The sequence below is a fragment of the Oribacterium sp. Sow4_G1_1 genome (assembly GCF_052116105.1).
Lineage (GTDB): Bacteria > Bacillota > Clostridia > Lachnospirales > Lachnospiraceae > Oribacterium.
In genome coordinates this window covers 193,975-217,014 of the sequence record NZ_JBQKLS010000003.1, presented here as the reverse complement: position 1 = coordinate 217,014, position 23,040 = coordinate 193,975, and the positions used below count along the sequence as shown (strand labels likewise).

Annotated in this window: 18 protein-coding genes; 11 read left to right on the top strand and 7 right to left on the bottom strand. The window is 52.3% G+C overall.

Features of this window, described 5'->3' with window-relative positions:
• Positions 1 to 190 precede the first annotated feature (190 nt).
• Positions 191 to 451 carry a type II toxin-antitoxin system Phd/YefM family antitoxin gene (locus ACTQ52_RS03645; RefSeq protein ID WP_441226652.1) on the top strand — a complete coding sequence of 87 codons (261 nt, stop codon included), beginning with the start codon at positions 191 to 193 and terminating at the stop codon, positions 449 to 451.
• Complete coding sequence (locus ACTQ52_RS03640) at positions 441 to 752, top strand: type II toxin-antitoxin system RelE/ParE family toxin (protein ID WP_441226651.1); 312 nt, start codon at positions 441 to 443, stop codon at positions 750 to 752. The genes ACTQ52_RS03645 and ACTQ52_RS03640 overlap by 11 nt, the downstream gene beginning before the upstream one ends.
• Before the next feature lie 79 nt (positions 753 to 831).
• Here ACTQ52_RS03640 and ACTQ52_RS03635 read toward each other — a convergent pair whose 3' ends face one another.
• Positions 832 to 1,665, bottom strand: coding sequence for a hypothetical protein (locus ACTQ52_RS03635; RefSeq protein WP_441981833.1), 834 nt, complete (start codon positions 1,663 to 1,665; stop codon positions 832 to 834).
• A gap of 571 nt (positions 1,666 to 2,236) precedes the next feature.
• On the opposite strand from ACTQ52_RS03635, the gene ACTQ52_RS03630 reads away from it, so the two are divergent.
• Positions 2,237 to 7,534, top strand: coding sequence for a Spy0128 family protein (locus ACTQ52_RS03630; protein ID WP_441981832.1), 5,298 nt, complete (start codon positions 2,237 to 2,239; stop codon positions 7,532 to 7,534).
• A 58-nt stretch (positions 7,535 to 7,592) separates the two neighbouring features.
• Here the strand turns inward: ACTQ52_RS03630 and dtd are convergent, their stop codons facing one another.
• Both dtd and ACTQ52_RS03620 read right to left on the bottom strand, forming a co-directional pair.
• Positions 7,593 to 8,048, bottom strand: coding sequence for a D-aminoacyl-tRNA deacylase (gene dtd / locus ACTQ52_RS03625; protein WP_441981831.1), 456 nt, complete (start codon positions 8,046 to 8,048; stop codon positions 7,593 to 7,595).
• Between the two features lie 112 nt (positions 8,049 to 8,160).
• A complete protein-coding gene (locus ACTQ52_RS03620; RefSeq protein ID WP_441981830.1) occupies positions 8,161 to 8,337 on the bottom strand; it encodes a DUF4250 domain-containing protein in 177 nt (58 codons plus the stop codon).
• Between the two features lie 214 nt (positions 8,338 to 8,551).
• Here ACTQ52_RS03620 and ACTQ52_RS03615 point away from each other — a divergent pair, with 214 nt between their 5' ends.
• The 3 genes from ACTQ52_RS03615 (at position 8,552) to ACTQ52_RS03605 (ending at position 10,859) form a co-directional block, all read left to right on the top strand.
• A complete protein-coding gene (locus tag ACTQ52_RS03615; RefSeq protein ID WP_441981829.1) occupies positions 8,552 to 8,980 on the top strand; it encodes an HIT family protein in 429 nt (142 codons plus the stop codon).
• 92 nt (positions 8,981 to 9,072) lie between these two features.
• Complete coding sequence (locus ACTQ52_RS03610; RefSeq protein ID WP_441226645.1) at positions 9,073 to 10,155, top strand: undecaprenyldiphospho-muramoylpentapeptide beta-N-acetylglucosaminyltransferase; 1,083 nt, start codon at positions 9,073 to 9,075, stop codon at positions 10,153 to 10,155.
• An 11-nt stretch (positions 10,156 to 10,166) separates the two neighbouring features.
• Positions 10,167 to 10,859 carry a 5'-methylthioadenosine/adenosylhomocysteine nucleosidase gene (locus tag ACTQ52_RS03605; protein ID WP_410043334.1) on the top strand — a complete coding sequence of 231 codons (693 nt, stop codon included), beginning with the start codon at positions 10,167 to 10,169 and terminating at the stop codon, positions 10,857 to 10,859.
• 169 nt (positions 10,860 to 11,028) lie between these two features.
• Here ACTQ52_RS03605 and ACTQ52_RS03600 read toward each other — a convergent pair whose 3' ends face one another.
• Entirely contained in the window at positions 11,029 to 12,120 is a 1,092-nt protein-coding gene (locus tag ACTQ52_RS03600; protein WP_441981828.1) for a hypothetical protein, read from the bottom strand.
• A 370-nt stretch (positions 12,121 to 12,490) separates the two neighbouring features.
• On the opposite strand from ACTQ52_RS03600, the gene ACTQ52_RS03595 reads away from it, so the two are divergent.
• Positions 12,491 to 12,748 carry a hypothetical protein gene (locus ACTQ52_RS03595; protein ID WP_441981827.1) on the top strand — a complete coding sequence of 86 codons (258 nt, stop codon included), beginning with the start codon at positions 12,491 to 12,493 and terminating at the stop codon, positions 12,746 to 12,748.
• Between the two features lie 112 nt (positions 12,749 to 12,860).
• Here the strand turns inward: ACTQ52_RS03595 and ACTQ52_RS03590 are convergent, their stop codons facing one another.
• From ACTQ52_RS03590 to ACTQ52_RS03580, 3 genes are all read right to left on the bottom strand, one after another.
• Positions 12,861 to 13,070, bottom strand: a complete 210-nt coding sequence (locus ACTQ52_RS03590) for a CopG family antitoxin (protein WP_441226642.1) — start codon at positions 13,068 to 13,070, stop codon at positions 12,861 to 12,863.
• A 1,333-nt stretch (positions 13,071 to 14,403) separates the two neighbouring features.
• Positions 14,404 to 16,635, bottom strand: a complete 2,232-nt coding sequence (locus ACTQ52_RS03585) for an ATP-binding protein (protein WP_441981826.1) — start codon at positions 16,633 to 16,635, stop codon at positions 14,404 to 14,406.
• Positions 16,635 to 17,714: a metallophosphoesterase family protein gene (locus tag ACTQ52_RS03580; RefSeq protein ID WP_441227169.1), complete on the bottom strand. Its 1,080-nt coding sequence runs from the start codon at positions 17,712 to 17,714 to the stop codon at positions 16,635 to 16,637. Before ACTQ52_RS03580 ends, ACTQ52_RS03585 begins: the two co-directional genes overlap by 1 nt.
• Positions 17,715 to 18,271: 557 nt before the next feature.
• Here ACTQ52_RS03580 and ACTQ52_RS03575 point away from each other — a divergent pair.
• From ACTQ52_RS03575 to glgD, 4 genes are all read left to right on the top strand, one after another.
• Positions 18,272 to 18,712, top strand: a complete 441-nt coding sequence (locus tag ACTQ52_RS03575) for a hypothetical protein (RefSeq protein ID WP_441981825.1) — start codon at positions 18,272 to 18,274, stop codon at positions 18,710 to 18,712.
• A gap of 142 nt (positions 18,713 to 18,854) precedes the next feature.
• On the top strand, positions 18,855 to 20,246 hold the full coding sequence (gene asnS, locus ACTQ52_RS03570) for an asparagine--tRNA ligase (RefSeq protein ID WP_410043329.1): 1,392 nt from the start codon (positions 18,855 to 18,857) through the stop codon (positions 20,244 to 20,246).
• A gap of 400 nt (positions 20,247 to 20,646) precedes the next feature.
• The gene (locus ACTQ52_RS03565; protein ID WP_441981824.1) at positions 20,647 to 21,921 is read left to right on the top strand and encodes a glucose-1-phosphate adenylyltransferase; all 1,275 of its coding nucleotides are present in this window, start codon (positions 20,647 to 20,649) and stop codon (positions 21,919 to 21,921) included.
• Positions 21,918 to 23,039: a glucose-1-phosphate adenylyltransferase subunit GlgD gene (gene glgD / locus ACTQ52_RS03560; protein WP_410043327.1), complete on the top strand. Its 1,122-nt coding sequence runs from the start codon at positions 21,918 to 21,920 to the stop codon at positions 23,037 to 23,039. Before ACTQ52_RS03565 ends, glgD begins: the two co-directional genes overlap by 4 nt.
• Position 23,040: the final 1 nt, after the last annotated feature.

Genomic DNA, 23,040 nt, shown 5'->3' with positions numbered 1-23,040 from the left:
CCTTTCTTTACGATTCTATACCTGATTGTGATTATATATTGCTTGCTTAGACATCACAATGTACAAAATCATCGAGCTGACCCCTTTCATTATTTTGAAGTCACTTGTATGGCTGGCATAATCTGCTTTAAAATGTTGAATATTATGCTCTAATTATGGCATAATAATCCCATAAGAAAGGCGGTGCGATATGCCACAGATTATTCCAATCAAAGAACTCAAAGATACTACGAAGATTTCTGAACTATGCCATGCATCCTCTGAACCGATCTATATCACTAAAAATGGATATGGCGATATGGTCGTCATGAGCATGGAAACGTATGAGGCGACGATAAGGAGAGACCAGATTTATAAAGAACTTGAGATTTCAGAGAGACAGGTCGCAGAAGGGAAAACGCGCCCGGCGAAAGAAGCACTAGCGGATCTTAGGGTAAAATATGAATTATAAGCTTGAATTATCGGCTCATGCCGACGCTCAGATTGATAATTGCATTCAGTATGTTCGTCACTCTCTTCACAGCAAACAGGGCGCATCCGCAATACTGGATGATCTTGAATCTGCTTTTACCACATTGGAAATGTACGCAGAATCATTTGCTTTTTGTGAGGATCCTTATCTTCGTTCCAAGGAATACCGAAAACTTTCATTAGAAAAACACGATTATATACTCATATATCGAATCATCCTCGATACCGTCTACATCATCGGTTTTTTTCACATGAAAGAAAACTATCATGTAAAGCTATAATAACGTTTGAAAAAAATTGAGCCCTACCTCTTCAGAGGTGGGGCTCGATCTTTCATATGGATTATTTTCTGTTTTCAGCTTACTCCACGACGGTGATGGTGTCGGCGGTTGCGACACGCATGCGGAGGGAGTCTACGAAGCTTACCTTGACCTTCTTGCCGACGGCTGCGGTGGCGTCGGAGAGGAGCTGGTCGTCACCGCTGACGCTGAACTTGAACTCGGTGGCGTCGTCACACTGGAGGTAAACGACGTCGTCCTCAAGCTTCGTGAGGGTACCCTGTACGGCGTAAACGTCAGAAGCAGGGTCGTCCATCATGTCGTCGGTCAGGACGCGGAAGCAGGTGGCGTCGTCTGCGCCGAGCTCGCCGATATAGAGGATCTGTGCGTATGTACCGACCGCCGGCTCACCGATATCGAAGCCATAGCTCGCGCGCTTGAAGGTGTACTCAGTGCCGTCCTGCGGGCCGTCCTCTTCGTTTCTGCCTTCCTCCTCACGTACGGTGATAGAGTCGTCGGTCAGTGCCGTGATCTCGCCGTACACCTGGGTGTTCTCGGAGAAGTCGGAGTTGGTGTTCTCGTACGGTACATCCATCTGAACCTCTGCGACCTTCATGCCATCCGTCGGGTCACCCTCGCCGGCGTAGTAGATGTCGACCTCGTCACCCGGCATCCAGCTCCATGCCGGATTCGTGTGTGCCTCTGAGAGGTCGACCGTGATGCTGCTGCCATCATCGAGCTCGACGGTCAGCTGATTACCGTCCGCCTTCTGAATAGTCGCATAGAAGTCGCTCATGTCATCAGTCGCGATCGTACCCTCGACCGTCTCCTGCTTTCCATCCTTCTTACCGCCACAGGCAGAAAGAGACAGTGCCATCATCGCCATCAGTAATGTGTATGTTAATTTCTTCTTCATGTAGTTCTCCTTTGGTTATTCTGTAAATCCATATCTCTGTTGCGAAGCCTGACACAAGCTTATCCTCATGCTCCTCACTGCGCTTCCGCAGCCAGACAGCCGACGATAAAATCAAGCGAACTATAAGATACCACGCAGAGGCGCGCAGTTCCATTTCTTTCCTCTTAAGGCTTTATTAAAATTCCGTTCATGCTTCGTCCGATTCGCAATGATGCACTATTTATAATAGGAAGCTGTGTTTGTTTTGTGAATTTTAAAAGATCTTACTGCGACAGGAGAAATTCTGCCGTCATGTTCCCCCACTGCCCGTTTTTCTCTATAACCGATGGCTTTATAAATACTGTCATTAATTTACTAAAGTATATAGAAAAATGACGAAAATTTTAGCGAAAATGCAACGAAACCACGAAAGTTACGAAAACGTGTACGAAAACCGGTTTATATATTGAACTGGCCGCGCGAGGGGCATATATTAAGTTTGAGTCAGAATCTCTGTAAGAAAATCGTAAGAATTAAAGTTCTGCATCAGATTTTTCAGTATATTTAAGATTTCATCTTGGGGGAGAAGAAAATGAGGATTCATCTGAAAAAACGTTTCACAGCGCTTATGCTGGCGGGCATGATGGTGACATCGAACGTGCTGCCGGCGTATTCCGCGACGGATGGCATCGCCGTAGAGCAGGCGGACGCCAGCTACGAGGCTGATGCCGCATCTGCGGACGCATCCGCAGATGCCGAAAATTCGGAAGCTGGGGGGGCATCATCTGAACAGGGGGATGCCGAAAAACCAGTGGCCGATGACACCGACAGCACCACGGATGCTTCTGGAAATGCCACTTCCGACAGCGCCTCTTCCACCGCTGCTTCCGGTATGGAGAATACCGGTGTGGTTTCTGGTGCAGAGAACGTAAGTGACGCATCGAACACCAGCGCTTCTGGTACAGTGGGCTCGGATACCTCGGAGAACACCGGGGCTCCTTCTGCTGCTGAGAAGAGCGATATGATCGTGCTGGAGACCAGCGCAGCATCGACAGAAATCGAAACCACCGGCGCAACGACGGATATCACCGACGGCACTGCCGCAGGTTCGGATGCCAATGTTTCAGGCGGCACATCTACCGGCGCTTCCGGTGCCGGCATCACCACGGGCGGTGCAGGCGCAGGATCAACAGCATTGGGCGAAAGTGCAGTAGAAACCGGCGCAGTCGAAACGACGCCGGCCGAGACCCTCGAGTCGGTTCCGGAGACTACCGTTGAGGAGACGACCGTTCCGGAAAGCACCGAGGCGGCGAAGAAGGTGAAGCTCAGCTTCCATGTCGTGGATGAAGACGGCGAAGACATCGATGAAAAGTATGTTGACGTGAAGGTTTCCTTCGATCAGGATGGCATGCTCACACTCGATGACAGCGAGAAGGCACCGGTCAAAAACATTCGTAAGCTCACCGGCACCCGCCTCTTCGGACTGCTGAGAACCTATTCGAAGAACTATACATATAAGGAAGCAACCCTGGACGGCGATATCATCCGCGCGATCCGCAAGACGACGGACGAGGATGAGCATACCGTATATGAGTACACGATGGACGGCGAGAACTGGACCGCGTTCGAGGAGAACAGCGAGATCCTGCTCGTTTACTGCGCTCCGGAGACGAAGGGCAGCGGTCACGCTGAGTACATCGAAGAAGGAAAGATCAAGGTCGTCGTCGACCTCAAGAAGGATCTGCCGGAGGGCGTCGAGCTCCGCGTGCAGGAAGTGACCGACGAAGACCAGAATTTCGATGCATACATGACTGCGCTTGATGACGCCGCGAAGGCATCCGCGTCTGAAATCGAAAAGCACAGCAACGAGAATACCCTGCTCTATGACATCGCTTTCATCGGCCACGACGAAGACGGTCAGGAGTACGAGTACCAGCCGGGCGAGGACGTCAGCGTGAAGGTTTCCTTCCTCGGCGGCCAGCTCGCAGGTGAGCTTGGTGCATCCGACGCGGACAATGTGGTCATCAAGCACCTTCCGGTCAAGGATGAAGTGAAGGAGAACGCTGCGAAGGACGGCCAGCGCACCACCGCGGACATGACCGACCTCAGCGCAGACGACATCAAGGTCGAAGACGTCAAGAAGGCAAAGGTGACCCTCGACACCGAAGCGAAGATCGCGACCGTAGATGCAGAGGAGGATGAAGACGAAGAAAAGGAAGTTGCAGAGTCGAAAGATGAAGTGACGTTTACCACCGACGGATTTTCTACATATGCTATCATTTGCACAAAGCCAGAGGCAGTAAAGGCAGTAAAGGTAAATCTGAATTTACCGGCAATTCTGAATAAATATGAAGCATTTGGGTATGGCGTCATCGCAAGTGATTATTCATGGACAGGTGATACCGAGACCAATGTCATGGTGGATCAATACCGTAGTACTGCTGCGCAAATTGGTTCTTCACCTAACTATGGAAATGCAGGTGGCGTGGATTATATCGGCAAGCTTATGCCAGGAACTGCATCTCCATTAAACTTTCATTATGCACCGAAAAAAATATTATTTGGAAATGATGCATATTATGACTATAACGCAAATACATCAATAGTAACGTTCAACAAGGGTACAGGACCAATAATCGTTGAAAACAAAAATTATGACGTGGCTTCTATCGTGAAGAAGATTGGAAGCGATGTCGGTACTATTGTTGATAGCGTAAGTACCGAAGCAACTACGTTGAACCGAGAATTAAATGAAATCTATAATATTGACCTGACTGATAAAACACCAGGCGTATATTTGATAAATTTTGATGCGAATGATTTTAGTACCAATACAGGTTCTAGAAAACTGTTGAGTTTGAAAACAGATAAGAATCATAAATTAATTGTGAATTGTACAGGGACAGGAGACATTTTCTTTCATGATTATGAGATAAACGGAAGAGGAACAGCCGACTGGGTGGCGGACACGAATCCAGCAAATGACTGGATTCCACAGGCAGTGACATTTTATTTTCCGAATGCAAAGAGTGTTAACTTGAAGGAGAAATCACTCACGGGTGAGTTTATTGTTCCAAATGGTACGATGAATGTAACGCAGAGTAGTGCAGGTATAATCGTCGCTCAAAATGCAAGAGGATTAAACGGTGAGTGGCATTATCATAATCACGAGCTTCCTGCTACAAACACGATAAGTGTCAAGAAAATCTGGGATGATAATTATAATGAAGCAAATAAGAGACCTGGAGAGATAATAGTTCAGTTATATAAAAATGGTAAGCCAGAGGGCGCTCCTATGGCATTAAATGAATCAAATGACTGGGCATATTCATGGACAGTTCCTACATCAAGTGATACATACACTGTTGATGAGGTTCCGGTACCAAAAGGATATAAGAAGACAATCACTGGAGACGAATCGGTCGGATTTGTAATTACAAATACGCTTGAAACGCCAGAGGAAGAAACGAGTGTTGAACTTGAAGCCACAAAGATACTGGAGGGACAAACACTTCAGGCAGGTCAGTTCTCATTCGAACTTAAGGGAGCAGATGGCAGTGTCCTTCAGACTAAACAGAATACGGCTGATGGAAAAATAAGGTTTGATAAAATAACTTATAATGAGGAGGATGCAGGAAAAACCTTCAACTATACAATCGAGGAGTTTCGAAAGACAGACCATAATTATAAATATGATACGCATGTTGCAAATGTGACTGTGCAGGTCGAGAAAGATGCATCCGGAAAATTGACTGCCACTGCCAATTATGAAGATAGCAAGCTGATTTTCACTAATACCTATATCAATACAGCAAAAGGCAGCATCGTTCTTGGGGCAAAGAAGGTTCTTGAAGGAAAGGATCTGATAGCCGGTCAGTTTTCGTTTCAACTGAAGGATAGTTCTGGTAAAGTACTCCAGACGGCGACAAATGATAAGGATGGAAACATAGTCTTTAAGGAGATAACATACACGTTATCGGATGTAGGAACAAAGACCTATAAAATCGAAGAGGTGAACGGAAAAGCAGCAGGCTACATGTATGATGATCATGTTGTAGATGTGAAAGTAAGTGTAACGGACAATGATGACGGAACACTTGCGACCAGCGCGACATATGATGGTAAAACAAGCTGTACTTTCAAGAATAGCTATGTAGCAGCCGGAAGTATAGTATTAAAGGCAGAGAAGGAACTGAGCGGTCGAAAGCTTGCAGCCGATCAGTTTACATTTGAACTGTTAGGAGCGGATGGTACAGTACTTCAGAGTAAAAAGAATGCAGCGGATGGCAGTGTGACATTTGATGTAATCGATTATACACAGAAAGATTCTGGAAAGAGCTACAGCTATCAGATCCGGGAGGTGAATGAAGGAGCATCAGGCTACACGTATGATGATCATGTTGTAGATGTAGAGGTAAGTGTAACGGACAATAATGACGGAACACTTGCGACCAGCGCGACATATGATGGTAAAACAAGCTGTACTTTCAAGAACAGCTATGTGGCAGCCGGAAGTGTAGTATTAAATGTAAGGAAGGAACTGAGTGGTCGAAAGCTCGCAGGTAATCAGTTTACATTTGAACTGGTAGGAGCCGACGACAGAGTACTTCAGACCAAAAAGAATGCAGCGGATGGCAGCGTAACATTTGATGCAATCGATTATACACAGGAAGATTCTGGAAAGAGCTACAGCTATCAGATCCGGGAGGTGAATGAAGGAGCACCAGGCTACACGTATGATGATCATATCGTAGATGTGAAAGTAAGTGTAACGGATAATAATGACGGAACACTTGCGACCAGCGCAACATATGATGGAGAAGCAGGATACACCTTCACGAATACCTATACAGCCAATGGTAGTGCAGTTCTTACTGCGAAGAAGGTTCTTGAAGGAAAGAATCTCGCGGAAGGTCAGTTCTCATTTGAGCTGAAGGATAAGGCAGGTAAGGTGCTTGAAACTGTGACAAACGCAGCGGATGGAACGATCAGCTTCGCTCCAATCAACTACAGTCTGGCGGACGTAGGCACGAAGATCTACACCATCCATGAGGTGGAGGGTGGCGAAAAGGGCTATACGTACGATAAGCATGTAGAGACTGTGACTGTAAAGATCAGCGATAAGGGTGATGGAACACTTGATACCGCTGTCGATTATGATGCAGACGGTGCAGTATTCACGAACTATTCGATTGATTTCAAGGTCAACAAGTTCGAGCGTACCGGTACGCGTGAGCTGGATGGTGCGAAGATCCAGATTAAGGATTCCACAGGCGCGGTAATTGCGGAGTGTATTTCGAAGTCGGGTGAGACGCATGATTTCGGTTCGAGCCTGAAGGCGGGTGAGACCTACACGATTCACGAGGAGACAGCGCCGAGTGGTTATTACACGATCAGCGATATGAACTTCACGGTGGATGCGAAGGGTCAGATCACGCTGGCGGGCAGCTCCGAGGATGTCAAGCTTGAGGATGGTGTCATCAAAATCTGTGATGAGCGGATCAAGTCCTCTGGTGGTGGCGGTGGTGGAGATCATCCGCATCCGACACCGGAGACTACACCGGCTGAGACGACACCTGCGGAGACGACCGTACCGGAAACCACGCCGGTAGAGACGACAGCGCCGGAGACGAATCCGGGTGGCGGCAATGGTGGTCACCATGGTCCGTCTGAGGAGGTCGAGACCGACGAGTTCGGTAACGTGCTCGGTGCGAACCGTGGCCGGAATAAGAAGGGCCAGGATGGCGGTAATGTAAAGGGAGCAAGCAGAGGAAAGACGAGAACGGGCGATGAGTCCATGATGTCGATCTTCGGTTTCGGATTCCTGGCAGCCGTACTGGTACTGCTCGGATGGTTTGGCATTCGATTCACGAAGAGAAATCGCCGTTAATACGGTGGAGTAGAAAGAGAGGGGACAGGTCATGTGGCCTGTCCCCTCTTTATAAAACTTATTCTCCAAACAGCTGCTGGGAGTCCAGCATCAGGGTGAATGGTCCGTCGTTCAGCAGCTCGACCTTCATGTCGGCGCCGAAGCGGCCGTGCTCGACGGTCGGCACGTACTTCCGGCACTCGGCCATGAAATACTCGTAGAGAGCATTGGCTTTCTCCGGGGCACCGGCCTCGATGAAGCTCGGGCGGTTGCCCTTCTTGCAGTTCGCGTAGAGGGTGAACTGGCTCACGACGAGCAGCTCACCGCCGACATCGGCGAGGGAGCAGTTGGTCTTGCCGTTTTCGTCCGGGAAGATCCGGAGTCCGCAGATTTTCTTGACCATGCGGTCCGCGAGCGCCTCGGTATCCGTTTCGGCGACGCCGAGGAGGATGAGGAAGCCGCGACCGATGCGGCCGATCTGTTCACCGTCGACCGTGACGGAGGCGTGGTTGACGACCTGGATGACACATCTCATAGTAGTTTCTCCTGTTTCTTTCATGAAGCACCGGCGCGATGCCGATGTACACGGAAACCTGTCCACTGGCAAGCTTAGTATACATTCGCGCATCGGCGTGCGAGCTTCGTATTTACTTAAACTGATTCAGCTCGCGGTTGTAGTGATAGTCGATGCCGGCGAGGGTCGCTTCGAGGGTGGCCTGGTCGGCGTCGAGCGCGTCGCAGAGGGCCTCGAGCGAGTCGTAGTTGTCGCGGAGCTGGGTGTTCAGGTAGCTTAGCAGCATGACGGGATCCTTCGGTAAATTCATCTTCGTTCCTTTCTATGTTGTGAAATTCTGATCAAAATACTATAATGTTCAGTAATCTGCAGTTCTATGAGCTGCCGCGCGGGCCGATACTGAGAGGCCGGCCACGCCCGCGGTCATGAGCGCGCACAGACTGACCGCGGCGAGATGTACCAGGCGCCGGAGGCATTGGCCTCGGACAGGGTACAGGAAGCCGCATCCGAAAGGAGTATAGCATATGAGAGACGAGAATTGTATTTTCTGTAAGCTTGCCAATGGAGATATTCCGACGACCACCCTCTACGAGGATGACACCTTCCGCGTGATTTTCGACGCGAGCCCGGCGACGGTGGGCCACGTCCTGATCATCCCGAAGGAGCATTATGAGGACCTCACGCAGCTGCCGGACGAGGTGGCGGCGCAGGTGATGCCGCTCGCGCGTCGCATCGGCATCGCGGAGATGCAGGCGCTCGGTGCGAAGGGCTTTAACGTCGTGCAGAACAACGGCGAGGCGGCCGGTCAGACCGTGCATCACTTCCACACGCACGTGATCCCGCGCTACGGCACAGAGGACGAGATGGTGCTCTGGAAGCCGGGTACGACCGACGCGGCGGAGCTCGCGGATACCTGCGAGAAGCTGCAGGCGGCGCTGAACAACGAGCGTTGATAGCATGTCGCTGTGCCCCTGGGCGGACGCGGGCGCTTCACTGCGCCTGGGCCAATGCTGGGGCCGCAGCATAGATGGGAGAAGTTTATTCGATGATGACGAAAAAGATCGTGCTGACCGGTGGGGGTACCGCCGGCCATGTCACTGCAAATATCGCACTGATGCCGCGTCTTCGGGCGGACGGCTATGAGGTGCACTACATCGGTTCCTACGACGGCATCGAGAAGAAGATGATGGAGCGCGAGGAGGTGCCGTACACGGGGATCTCCACGGGTAAGCTGCGTCGCTACTTCGATCTCCGGAATTTTTCGGACCCGATCCGTGTGCTGAAGGGCTACGGGGAGGCGAAGCGGGCGCTTCGGCGGATCCAGCCGGACATCGTGTTCAGTAAGGGCGGCTTCGTGGCCGTGCCGGTGGTCTGGGCGGCGCATGCCCTGCATATTCCGGTGGTGACGCATGAGTCCGACATGACGCCGGGACTCGCAAACAAGCTCTGCCTCCGTGCCGCGAGCCGGATCTGCTGTAACTTCCCGGAGACGACGAAGTCCCTGCCGGCGGGCAAGGCCGTGCTGACGGGTTCGCCGATTCGTGAGAAGCTGCTCCAGGGCACCCGCGAGGAGGGCCTCGCGATGACCGGATTCAGCGGCGACAAGCCGGTGCTCATGGAGATCGGCGGTTCCCTGGGCTCCGTGGCGATCAACACAGCGCTCCGCGCGATGCTGCCGCAGCTCCTCGAGAAGTACGACGTGATCCACATCTGCGGGAAAGGCAACCTCGACGAGTCGCTCGCCGACACGCCGGGCTATAAGCAGTACGAGTTCCTGTCCGACGGACTCCGGAATCTCTACGCCCTCGCCGACGTCGTGATTTCCCGCGCCGGTGCCAATGTCATCTGCGAGCTGCTGGCACTGAAGAAGCCGAATATCCTGATCCCGCTGCCGCTCGATCAGAGCCGCGGTGATCAGATCCTGAACGCGGAGTCCTTCGAGAAGCAGGGCTTCAGCTACGTCCTCGACCAGCATGCGATGGAGAAGGACTCGACGCTTCTCTCGACGGCCATCGAGACCGTCTATGCGAAGCGCGCCCAGTACATCGCCGCGATGGAGCAGTCCCAGCAGGGGAACGGCGTCGACCAGGTCATCGCCGTGCTGCGGGAAGTCGTAAATAATAATTAAGAGGTTTAGAAATGATTGGAATTATTGGAGCAATGGATGAAGAGGTCGAGAAGCTGAAGGCGGACATCACCGACGCGGTGACCGAAGTACACAACGGACTCAGCTTCGTGACCGGCCAGCTGAACGGGAAGGACGTCACCGTGGTGCGCTCCGGCATTGGCAAGGTCAATGCTGGCGCCTGCACAGCGGTGCTGATCGACCGCTTCGCTGTGGACTGCGTCATCAACACCGGGATCGCCGGATCCCTCGACGCCCACATCAACATTGGAGACATTGTCCTCTCCGAGGATGCGGTGCAGTACGACATGGACGCGACGAACTTCGGCTACCAGCTCGGCGAGATCCCGCGCGTCGGCACCATGGCCTTCCATGCGGACGACCGCCTGATCGCTGCCGCGGAGGAGGAGAACCGCCGCGTGAACCCGGAGATCCGCACCTTCATCGGCCGCGTCTGCAGCGGTGACAAGTTCGTCTCCGACAGCGACACGAAGAACTGGATCATCAAGCACTTCCAGGGCCGCTGCTGCGAGATGGAGGGCGCGGCCATCGCCCAGATCGCATGGCAGAATAAGGTGCCGTTCGTCATCATCCGTGCCATCTCCGACAAGGCCGACGACTCCGCCCACGTGGACTACCCGACCTTTGAAAAGCAGGCCATCGAGCACTGCGTGAAGCTCACCGAAGCACTCGTGGCGAGAATCTGATGCGCGAAGCGCAGGTGCGCAGATTAAAATCAGAATATCTGAAGCATGCATAACGATCGTCAGAAGATGGAAACCTGCGACTGTCCGTTATGAGAGATGCAAAACGATAAGCGACCACACACCGGACGGATTTGTCTGATGTGTGGTCGCTTTCTATGCGTTTAATAATTTACTGCGCCGGGTGCTCGAGCTGTGCGACGGCGTCGATGATCGAGGTCGCGCTGCCCTGCTGCAGCATCTCGGCGATGCGGTCGATGTCCTGCGCGTTCATGTGGGCCTTTCCGAGATACTGCTCGTAGGTCCGGGAGAGGTTCAGCGCCTGCTCCTTCTCCTGGTTCTCGAAGTGCTGGCGGAGCTCGGTGGCTGCCTTGAAGTTTTTCTGAAGCTCCTCGAGCTGCGGGCGGGCCGCGGTCTCGATCTCATCCGTGATGATGTTCGTCGTCACGGTTTCGAAGGTGTTCTGGGCGCCCTGCTTGCGGCTGATGACATCATTGCGCTCCTGCTGCGCCTTCGCGATCTCATCGTCGTACGACTGCAGATTATAGTTCGTGTCATCCGCATCGGTCCGGATGGACTTCGTCAGCGACTTGATTTTCCTGCGATTGCTGCGGATCTGATTCTTGATCTTCCGACCGTCACGGATCACCGCGGAGTGCTTCCCGATGGTGGCATTCATCAACGACACATAGATCCCGCCGATCAGGAGAATGTCTACGACGTAAATCAGTACCAGCTGCCAGATCTTATGCGCCGGGATGAAGTAGTAGATGCCGAACGGGAGTGCCGCGAAGAGCACAACGAAGGTCAGCAGGCAGAGGAAGAGTTCGACGAAGCCGGATGGGCGGAACAGGGTGTAGAACACACTCGAGTTGCAGATCGACGGCACATGATCCCGCTTGAAGATCGCGGCCAGCTGACGCTTCAGCTCCTTGTTCTCGGTGACCAGCGGCTCGGTCTCCCGCTTGATGCGGCCCTTCATGCCCTCCTTGCGGGCATGCTCGCGCTCGTCCTGCGCCTTCTTGAGACGCGCATCGACCTGACTCAGCTGCTTATCGTAGGTCGCCGTGATCTCATCACCACGCGCCTTCAGCGTCTTCTGAATCTTGTCCTGCATCTCCTTCCGCGCCTTATCGAGTGCGGCAGACAGCTGCTTCTCCTGCTCGCGCTGCGACTTCAGACTCTCACTCACCTTCTGATAAGCAGCGACGGCGATTTTCGCCTCCCCTAAAAACTGCTGTGGATTCTCTATTTCCAGTCCCATGATCTTCCGTCCTCCTGAAAGCGATGAATTCATGATTCACACGGTCTTTACTTTTCTGTTTATTTCCATTAAGGTAATAAACTACAGATTTACTTCATCATAGTATCCATATTTGAATAAACCATGAACGCAGAACCGCAAAAATAAATTTCTTCCGTTCTGAAACTATTATAGCATTTATCTACTTCGTGATAAACGAAAAGGCGCTTCAGAACGGTTTACATCCCCGATTTTTTACAGCAGTTCAGGCAGGGGCACCAGAGTGTGACGATACCGAGATCGTTTCTCGACATCGCTTTACAGCAGTTCAGGCAAGGGCACCAGAGCGGTCGAGTCAGTTGACATTACAAAGGAGAATCCTATGTTTCGTATGAGTGGCACAATTTATAAGGATGGACGCATCGTGCGGGACTGTGTTTCCCGCCAGGAGGATTACAGCATGTCCCGTACCGATCGCGTGCTCACCGCGCTGAAGGAAATCTGTGAGTACATGGACCTCGCCGTACCGATCTGGCTCTCCACGAACATCCGGGAGTTCCAGCGGAAGTCCGTCACCGTCTTCCGCGAAGACTGCTTCATGGAGCCGATCAGCTTCGACTACCTCCGCATCGAAGTTATCGAGGAGTGAGGAAAACCAATTTGTTTCCAGTGAAAAAACATCCAATCAAAAAAGACCGCTTCCACAGCCACAGCTGCCGGAGCGGTCTTTTTGATGTGAAAAAGTAGTTTCTTATAAATGCTCACTTCCACTCTAAGTGGCGCTCGTGGAGCATGCAGTCCTTTAAATACATATTGATGAGTGTCTGATACGGCACACCCACCTGTGCAGCTTCATTTTTGAAGTACACGATGATACTGCTGTCAAGATTGATGGAAATCGGCTTCTTTGCCTCCTTCGCGTATGGATTCTTACGCGGATTTAAGTTCTTGATGTCATATTCTTCACGCATACTGCACCTCCATTCATTTTCTATTTATATATTATATATATATAAAATCCATATATGTCACTACATGTTGCGAGAAAGGCGAGACATGTTTTGGGCCCGCGTTACTGTTCACTCGTCAACTGAATTCAGGCAGGAGCCGGAGGGGCAGCAACGTAGGAACAGTACTCCGTTGCCGCCCCTTCGCCGCCTCTGGCCAACGTTACTATCCAATATGGTTTGATGATAAAAATACTGGATATGTTTTTTGGCTGTAAGCATGACAGGTGGCTGCAAACTATCCACTCTTAGGCGATTTCAAAAATACTGGATACGAAAAGCCTTATTTCCTAAGAGGAATCCGGGCTCGCATATCCAGTATTTAACAAAAGAAGGTTTATTGGATATCAGCCGAAAGAAACTCTTCTCTGAAGTCAGAAATACATATCCACCATTTAAAAAAGCGAGGATTATTCGATAGTACGCTTATATGCGTATGCCTGATTTCGCAGAAAACTATCCAATAAGTGTCCTATTTGAAAATCTTAGATAGTTTAGCTCCGTACACAAAAATGATAGATGGTGTTAAAAATATCCACGATTTCGAAAACAACTGGTTATTGGATAGTGCCATCCATCTTCATCTATTTCACCCGGTTCGCCAGTGAAAATTTCCGGGCCGCGCTCGATGATCGTCTGAAAATCGAGCAGTATTCCAGCGCGGCATCCGCACGCAAAGAAAAAATCGTCGATTTTTTTGTTTGTTTGCACGGGGAGGGACCGATATGTAAATAGATAAAGGCTGTCGAATGGGGTGGGCAAACAAACAAAAAGAGACGCTCGGCATAGGCGTCTCACAAAAACCAAACGAGGATGAAGACATCGCCTTGCCCGAACAGTAACGACTGGACATGCGATGCTTTTTTCGAAAATCGTGTATATGGATTTCCTGCCTGAAATCGAAAATCGACAGGTAAAATAGACATGGACGTTCTCATTCTGAAATCGTGTATATTTAATCGGCGATTGACAGCGAAAATCAGCATCTGATTTCGATTTTCATAGACACGATTTCCGAAAAAGTCCTTCCATGTATAGTTTCTCTCCTGAATCCGGTTTCGGAGCGTAATTTTCATAGACACGATTTCTGAAAAAGTCCTTCCGTGTATAGTTTCTCATTGTGTCCGTATAATGGTGTAAATTGAAAACTTAATAAAGAAAGCTCTATTCGATATGTAAATAGATATAGGAAGTAGAATCGAATAGTCAGGCAAACGAAAAGAGGCTCCGATCGGGCCTCTTTTCGCTGCGCTTTTAAATTTTCATTGAAGAAATCTCGATTTCACTAGATAGAGCATCACATCTCAATCAGGTTAAATTTCACGTCTTCGTTTTCGAGGATGCGCTGTTCGCGTGTGTGGCAGGTGAACAGCAGGATCTGGCCGTGGTGGATCTCCGTGATGTAGCGGAGTGCGGACGCGAGCCGCTGCTCGTCGTACATCGCGAAGGAGTCGTCGAAGATCAGTGGCAGCCGTGCTTCCGCTGCGCCGTCGCTTCCGTCCGCCGTCGAAGTCTGCGTCCCCGCGGCACCCGTCGAAGCCTCTGCGTCAGCACCGGCCTGTCCGGCACCACCTGTCGAAGTCGCTGCGCCGGTGTCGCTCTGGATCAGGCGCGCGGCGGCGAGGCGCAGGGCCAGGTAGATCTGATCCATCGTGCCGGAGGAGACGTCCTCGATCGGCACGATCTTCCCTGGTGTGTTCATGAAGATGTCGAGGTTCTGGTCGATCCACATCGAGTCGTACACCCCGCCCGTGATGCCCGTGATCAGCTCACCGGCCTCCTTGTTGAGGTAGTGTCCAAAGCTCGACTGAATCGAGCTCTGTAGCTCTGTCATCGTCTCCGCCGCGAGATTGAGCGCATCGATCTCCGTCGAGATCGCGTCGTTCTCGTCCAGCGTCCGCTTCAGCATCTCCGCGCGGTTCTTCACATTTGCGAGGTGCTGCAGCTTCCCCTCGAGCTCCGTCTGCTTCTCGTTCTGCTTCTGCAGCTCGACATCGTAGCGCCGTTCGTCGTTGCTGAGATTCTGGAGCTCCGCGCTCACCTCCGCAAGCGTCGTCCGTTGCGTCTCGAGCTCCTCCTCGGCCCGCAGCAGCTCGTCCATGTGTGTCCGGAAGCTTTCCATCGCGGCATCGCTGACGTCCGCCGTACCGATCTGCTTCGTCAGCATCGCGCTGAGCTCGGCCGCCGTCTCCCGAAGGAAGCCCGTCCTCGCAGCATTGGCGTACAGCCGCCAGACGAAGAGCAGCATGCACAGTACGAGCAGGCCAATGCTCGTGGCCACAAGGATCGTCGCGCTCAGGCCACTTCCCGACACCGCCGCGACGAGACCCGGGACCTTCTCCGGCGCGAGATGGAAGCGCTGTGCGAAGGCAGGGGATTCGATCGCTGTGATCAGTACAGCCGCGATGCCGCAGAGGATCGTCAGAAGGCCGAAGAGAAGCGGGAGAGCGATGCGAATCACCCGTTCCCGTGGCTCCGCGCCGATCTGATAGAGGCTGTACAGCATGTCGGCGTGCTCCTTTGCGTCCAGGATATCGTCGCCGCTGTCGAAGCCGGCCTGCGTGAGCACCGCCTCCTGGGCCGCCGTCTTCTGCAGCAGCTCCTCCCGGCGTGTCTGCCGGTCGACCTGCTCCGTTCGGACCTCCGAACGCAGAGCCTGGTACTTCCGAAGCTGATTCTCGTACTCCGGCTGCGCGATCTCGCGCTCGATGTTCCGGATCTCGCCGATCAGCTGCGCGTAGGACTTCGCCGCCTCCGGCACCCGTTTCGCCTCCAGCGCGCTGCGCTGCTGCCGGAGAAGCTTCAGCGCCCCGGCGGAGTCGAGCGACATATCGCCGGTCGTGCTGAGATTTGTGATGTAGGACTTCAGCTCATGCACCATGCTGCGGCTCGTCGCGCTTCGGAGCTGCCCGATCGACACCGTGTTCTCGAACGCCGTCTCGGAAATCCCGCCCAGCATCGCCTGCAGGAAGCCCCGCGGATCCGGCACCCGGACGCCCGCCGTCTCGTCCCAGATCTCCAGCGGACAGGCGTCCGCGCCGGCCGCCGGTGCTGCCGCTCCGCTCGCGCGCCCGACGCTCGCCAGCGTCGCCGCCCCGGTCATTCCGGTGCCTGTGGCCCCGGTCATCCCGGCTGTCCCGGCGCCAGCCATCGCAGCCGCGCCGTAGCCGGCGCCTGCTCCGCCTGTCAGCCCTGCGCCGCCCGCTGTCGTCGTGGCTGCGCCATCTGCGCTGAGGTCGTCTGCATTGAAATCACGGACGATACGGTAGATGCTCCCCTCATGCGCGAGGCGCAGCGTCCCGCCGAAGCGCTCCGGCGCATCCCACGGCCGGTACTTCTTGTGCAGCTTCGCGGCGCTCCCGATGCCGGGCCGCCGCTCGAGCCCGTAGAGCATCGCCTGCAGAAACGCATGCAGCGTCGACTTGCCGGCCTCGTTGTGGCCGTACAGGATGTTCATGCCCTCGGCGAAGCGGAGATTCAGGTCGTGGAACTTGCCGAAGCCTTCGATATGGAGGTCGATCAATCGCATCACAGACCTCCTTTCTGCGACTGCAGCAGCGCATGGATACCATAGTACAGCGCCTTCTTCTCGATTTCACTCATGTCATCCGGATTCTCCCGCAGGAGCTTTCGGATGTAAAAGCCGATCATGTCGGACGGGTGCTCCCGGTACAGCGCGACGAAATCGTACTGCGGCTCGGACATATCCTCGACCGTCACGATGCGGTAGCGCTCGCGGAGCGGTGCGAGATCGAAGCTCACCTCCGGATCATGCTTCCCCGTGATGCGCAGCCGGTAGATGTTCTGCGTGCCCCGCTTCTCGATCTCCGCTGAGATCAGGCGCTGAAGCTCCTCGTTCGACGTGCGTTCCGTCACTGAAATCTGCAGCGGCACATAGCTCGCCGCGGCGAGCGGTACGAACTCCAGCTTCTGGATCCGGTGCGTGATCGGGTGGATGTCCCCGACGTAGATGCCATGCGGCCCCGTTTCACCCTGCTCGAGCGGCTCCGGCGTGCCCGCATAGATCACGCGGCGCTCCACGAGCTCGGTCGGCTTGTGGATATGCCCGAGGGCGACATAGTCGAAGGGCAGTGCAGCCCATGTCGCTGTCTCCACCGGCATGTGGTCCCGGTCACCACCGTGCGCCAGCAGGATATGGATGTGTCCATCCTCCGCCGGGTGGATCCCGTCGATCACCGTCTCCCGCAGCTCGCGCGTATGATAGGAAAAGCCGTACACCTCGGTATTGATATCATCGAAGTACACTGACTGCGGCGTATCCTCGAGGATCCAGTGCACATTCGGACTCCAGTTGAAGCTCAGCAGTGCCGAGTTCGCCTCGACCCGATCATGCTCCCCCGAGATGATCACCACATGCGTCGACGGAATCGTCCCGAACAGATAGTTCAGCTCCTGCAGATCCTTATTCATCGGCTGACGGTGAAACAGATCCCCCGCGATGAACAGACAGTCCACATTCGACTCCCGACACCTCTCGATGATACGACGAAACGTCGCCCTGATATCATTGGCACGATCCCGGCCCCACGGCTGATCCGCATCCGGCACCATCCCCCAGTGCACATCCGCAACATGAATAAAACGCATGACAGCTCCCCTGTAAAATGTTTATAGTCTTCTATATTTTAACGTAATTACGCAGAAATATAAAGATAAACGTGGGGCACGTAAGAGGTAACGTGGGCGTGTAGTTACTGTTCATTCGCGGCTCAGCGGACGGCAGCCGGAGGTTCGAAAACTTATATGAATCCAGTCGTCTTTTCGACTAGATTTTCTGCTTGCAGGAGGTACATTTTCGCCAGATGCAGGCGACGATCTACATGATTCGATGATTTACGATTTTGAGTATATGAAAGATGTGATCGAAGCCGGACTCAGAAGAGAAACTATACACGGAAGGACTTTTTCAGAAATCGTGTCTATGAAAATTACGCTCCGAAACCGGATTCAGGAGAGAAACTATACATGGAAGGACTTTTTCGGAAATCGTGTCTATGAAAATCGAAATCAGATGCTGATTTTCGCTGTCAATCGCCGATTAAATATACACGATTTCAGAATGAGAACGTCCATGTCTATTTTACCTGTCGATTTTCGATTTCAGGCAGGAAATCCATATACACGATTTTCGAAAAAAGCATCGCATGTCCAGTCGTTACTGTTCGGGCAAGGCGATGTCTTCATCCTCGTTTGGTTTTTGTGAGACGCCTATGCCGAGCGTCTCTTTTTGTTTGCCCACCCCATTCGACTGCCTTTATCTATTTACATATCGGTCCCGCCCCGTGCAAACAAACAAAAAAATCGACGATTTTTTCTTTGCGTGCGGATGCCGCGCTGGAATACTGTTCGATTTTCAGATGATCATCGAGCGCGGCCCGGAAATTTTTACTGGCGAACCGGGTGAAATAATAGTAGATAGTTTGCAGTCACCTGTCATGCTTACAGCCAAAAAACATATCCAGTATTTTTATCATCAAACCATATTGGATAGTAACGTTGGCCAGGGGCGGCGAAGGGGCGGCAACGGAGTACTGTTCCTACGTTGCTGCCCCTCCGGCTCCTGCCTGAATCCAGTTGACGAGTGAATAGTAACAGAAAAGCCCCGAAAAGTGACGATGTGCCGGTCGGAGACATTGAAAACAGGGAAGCCTTACGCTATAATCAGTTAAATCATCGCGGTTTTCCGCGGTTTTCTGAGAACATCCGAGATAGAAACAGAGGTTAGAGATGAAAGTTACTACATTAAGAGAGATTTTCAAGAATAAAGAAGCCTACTATGATCAGGAAGTGACGGTCGGCGGCTGGGTCCGCTCGAACCGTGATTCGAAGCAGTTCGGTTTCCTGACGATTTCCGACGGTACCTTCTTCACCCCGCTTCAGGTCGTTTACCATGACACCATGGCGAACTTCCAGGAGGTGGCGAAGTACGGTGTCGGCGCGGCGGTCATCGTAAAGGGTAAGCTCGTGGCGACGCCGGATGCGAAGCAGGCGTTCGAGGTGCAGGCCGACGAGGTCATGCTCGAGGGTGCGTCCTCTCCGGACTATCCGCTGCAGAAGAAGCGTCATACGCTCGAGTACCTTCGTACGATCGATCATCTGCGTCCGAGAACCAACACCTTCCAGGCCGTATTTAAGATCCGTTCCCTGGTGGCCTTTGCAATCCATCAGTTCTTCCAGGAGCGTGGCTTCGTATACGTACACACCCCGATCATCACCGCTTCCGACGCGGAGGGTGCGGGCGAGATGTTCCAGGTAACCACGCTTCCGCTCGACCAGGTTCCGATGACCGAGGACGGCAAGGTGGATTTCAGCCAGGATTTCTTTAACAAGAAGACGAGCCTCACGGTGTCCGGTCAGCTCTACGGCGAGACCTTCGCGCAGGCGTTCCGCAACATCTACACCTTCGGACCGACCTTCCGTGCTGAGAACTCGAACACACAGCGTCATGCGGCGGAGTTCTGGATGATCGAGCCGGAGCTTGCGTATGCAGACCTCGATGATGTCATCCAGTGTGAGGAGGATATGCTGAAGTACATGATTCAGTATGTGCTGGACAATGCTCCTGAAGAGATGGCCTTCCTCAACCAGTTCGTCGACAAGGGACTGCTCGATCGTCTCCACCACGTTCTGAACTCCGAGTTTGCACGTGTGACCTATACGGATGCGGTGAATGAGCTCATGAAGCATAACGATGAGTTCGAGTACAAGGTAAGCTGGGGCGTGGATCTTCAGACCGAGCACGAGCGTTACCTCACCGAGCAGCTGTACAAGCGTCCGGTATTCGTTACAGACTACCCGAAGGACATCAAGGCCTTCTATATGAAGCAGAATCCGGATGGAAAGACCGTCGCTGCGGTCGACTGTCTCGTTCCGGGGATCGGTGAGATCATGGGCGGCTCACAGCGTGAGGAGGACTACGACAAGCTTCTGAAGCGTATGAACGAGATGGGCATGGAGATGGATCAGTATGATTTCTATCTCGATCTTCGTAAGTATGGTACGACGCGTCATGGTGGTTTCGGTCTCGGCTTCGAGCGTGCCGTGATGTACATCACCGGTATGTCGAACATCCGCGATGTGGTTCCGTATCCGAGAACCGTTGGTAACTGCGATATCTAAACAGATGATGAGCGCAATGCGCCGGGGCGATGCCCCGGCGTTTTTTAGATTTCCCGACGTGACTGTCCAGACGTAGCTCGGCTTCCGACTACTGTCCGCCGAGTTACACTACATCTGGACAGTCACAGATAGATAGTATCGAGTGCTATGCCTGCGGTATGCAAAGTACCGGATATTTTTGCCGAAACAACTGCTCTAAAAGAAGAAAATTTATGTCTGGTGAACCAGTATGCCATATTGAATTGTGGTAAATTGTGTAATTATTACGAAACACCTATGTAAAATTCGTTATTCTACTGTCAAAATAACCATTTTCTTAGTTAACATGCGGGACGTAGAGTGCTATACTATGTACAGCTAGATATTTTTCTACTACTTATATTACTAATGAGGTGATGACGTGATTAAAAAAGAAATGATCGCCATGCTGCTCGCTGGCGGCCAGGGCTCTCGCCTTGGCGTACTCACAAAGAATGTCGCAAAACCTGCTGTATCCTTCGGTGGAAAGTACTCGATCATTGACTTCCCACTGTCGAACTGCATTAATTCAGGTGTAGATACAGTCGGCGTTTTGACGCAGTACAAGCCTTTACGTCTGAATGCCCACATCGGAATCGGTATTCCGTGGGATCTGGATCGTAACAGAGGAGGCGTAACGATTCTGCAGCCGTATGAGTCGCAGAACGGTGCGGACTGGTTCTCAGGCACAGCAAACGCGATCTACCAGAACATCGAGTATATCGATAATTATAGCCCGGATTATGTACTCATCCTTTCCGGTGACCACATCTATAAGATGGATTATGAGGTTATGCTCGAGTACCATAAGGCGATGAATGCCGACTGTACGATTGCGTCGATGCCTGTTCCGATGGAGGAGGCGAGCCGTTTCGGTATCACTGTAACCGATGAGAATAACCGTATCATCGACTTCCAGGAGAAGCCGAAGGTACCGAAGTCAAATCTTGCATCCATGGGTATCTATATCTTCTCATGGCCGGTGCTTCGTGAAGCGCTGATCACGAACAAGGATGTTCCAGGTGAGGACTTCGGTAAGCACATCATCCCTTATCTTTTCAATAAGGGCAGCCGCATCTTCGCGTATGAGTTTAACGGCTACTGGAAGGATGTAGGAACACTCGAGTCCTACTGGCAGGCCAACATGGAGCTCGTATCGATCATTCCGGAGTTCAACCTCTACGAGGAGTACTGGAAGATCTATACCGACACGAAGAATCCGTCACCACAGTTTATTTCCCAGAACTCTCACGTAGAGCGCTGCATCATCGCAGAGGGCTGTGAGATCCATGGTGAGGTTCATAATTCTGTCATCGGCGAGGGTGTCACCATCGAGTCCGGTGCAGTGGTGAACGATTCTGTCGTCATGTCCGGTGCAACCATCGGCGCAGGTACCAGAATCGATAAGGGCGTCATCGCACAGAACGTAAAGATCGGTCAGAACTGTGAGATCGGTGTCGGTGAGTTCGAGCCGAGTGTATATGATCAGAGAGTTTACAACGCAGAGCTGGCCACCATCGGCGAGAATTCTGTGATTCCGGACAATGTAAAGGTCGGAAGAAACACCGCAATCTATGGTGTAACGACAGCAGAGGATTATCCTGACGGATTACTCGCAAGCGGCGGAGCAATCATCAAGGAGGACGGAACATTATGAGAGCGATAGGTATTATTTTAGCAGGTGGTAATAACAAGCGTATGCGGGAGCTTTCGAATAAGAGAGCGATCGCTGCGATGCCGGTAGCCGGATCCTTCCGTGCCATCGACTTCGCTCTTTCCAACATGTCGAACTCTCATGTTCAGAGAGTGGCTGTACTGACACAGTACAACTCCAGATCTCTGAACCAGCACCTTTCCTCTTCGAAGTGGTGGGATTTCGGTCGTAAGCAGGGTGGTCTGTATGTTTATACACCGACCATCACCGCAGAGCACAGCGACTGGTTCCGTGGCACCGCCGACGCACTGTATCAGAACCTCGATTTTCTGAAGCAGTCTCATGAGCCATATGTCATCATCGCTTCCGGCGACGGCATCTACAAGCTCGACTACGCAAAGGTGCTCGAGCATCACATCAACAAGAAGGCAGATATCACCGTAGTGGTGAAGACCATGGAGCCGAACACGGATGCTACCCGCTTCGGCTGCGTAAAGATGAACGAGGACGGCCGGATCGTCGACTTCGAGGAGAAACCGATCGCGACCGACGCGAACACCATCTCCTGCGGTATCTACGTCATCCGTCGTCGTCAGCTGATCGAGCTCCTCGAGAAGGCACACGATGAGGATCGTACCGATTTCGTCAGTGATATCCTGGTACGCTATAAGAACGTAAAGCGCATCTATGGTTATAAGATCGACACCTACTGGGCAAACATCGCGTCCGTCGAGTCGTACTATAAGACCAACATGGATTTCCTGAACCGTGACATCCGCGAGTTCTTCTTCAAGGAGCTGCCGGGTATCTACACGAAGCTCGAGGATAATCCTCCTGCGAAGTACAACCCGGACTGTAACGTGCGTCACTCGATTCTCGCAAGTGGCTGCATCATCAACGGTACCGTCGAGAATTCCGTTCTGTTCCGTAAGGTTTATGTCGGAAACAACTGCGTGATCAAGAACTCGATCATCCTGAATGATGTATACATTGGCGATAATACCGTTATCGAGAACTGTATCGTCGAGAGCCGCGACACGATTCGTGCCAACACGACCTACATCGGTACGCCGGACGACATCAAGATCGTCGTAGAAAAAAATACACGGTATCAGATGTAAC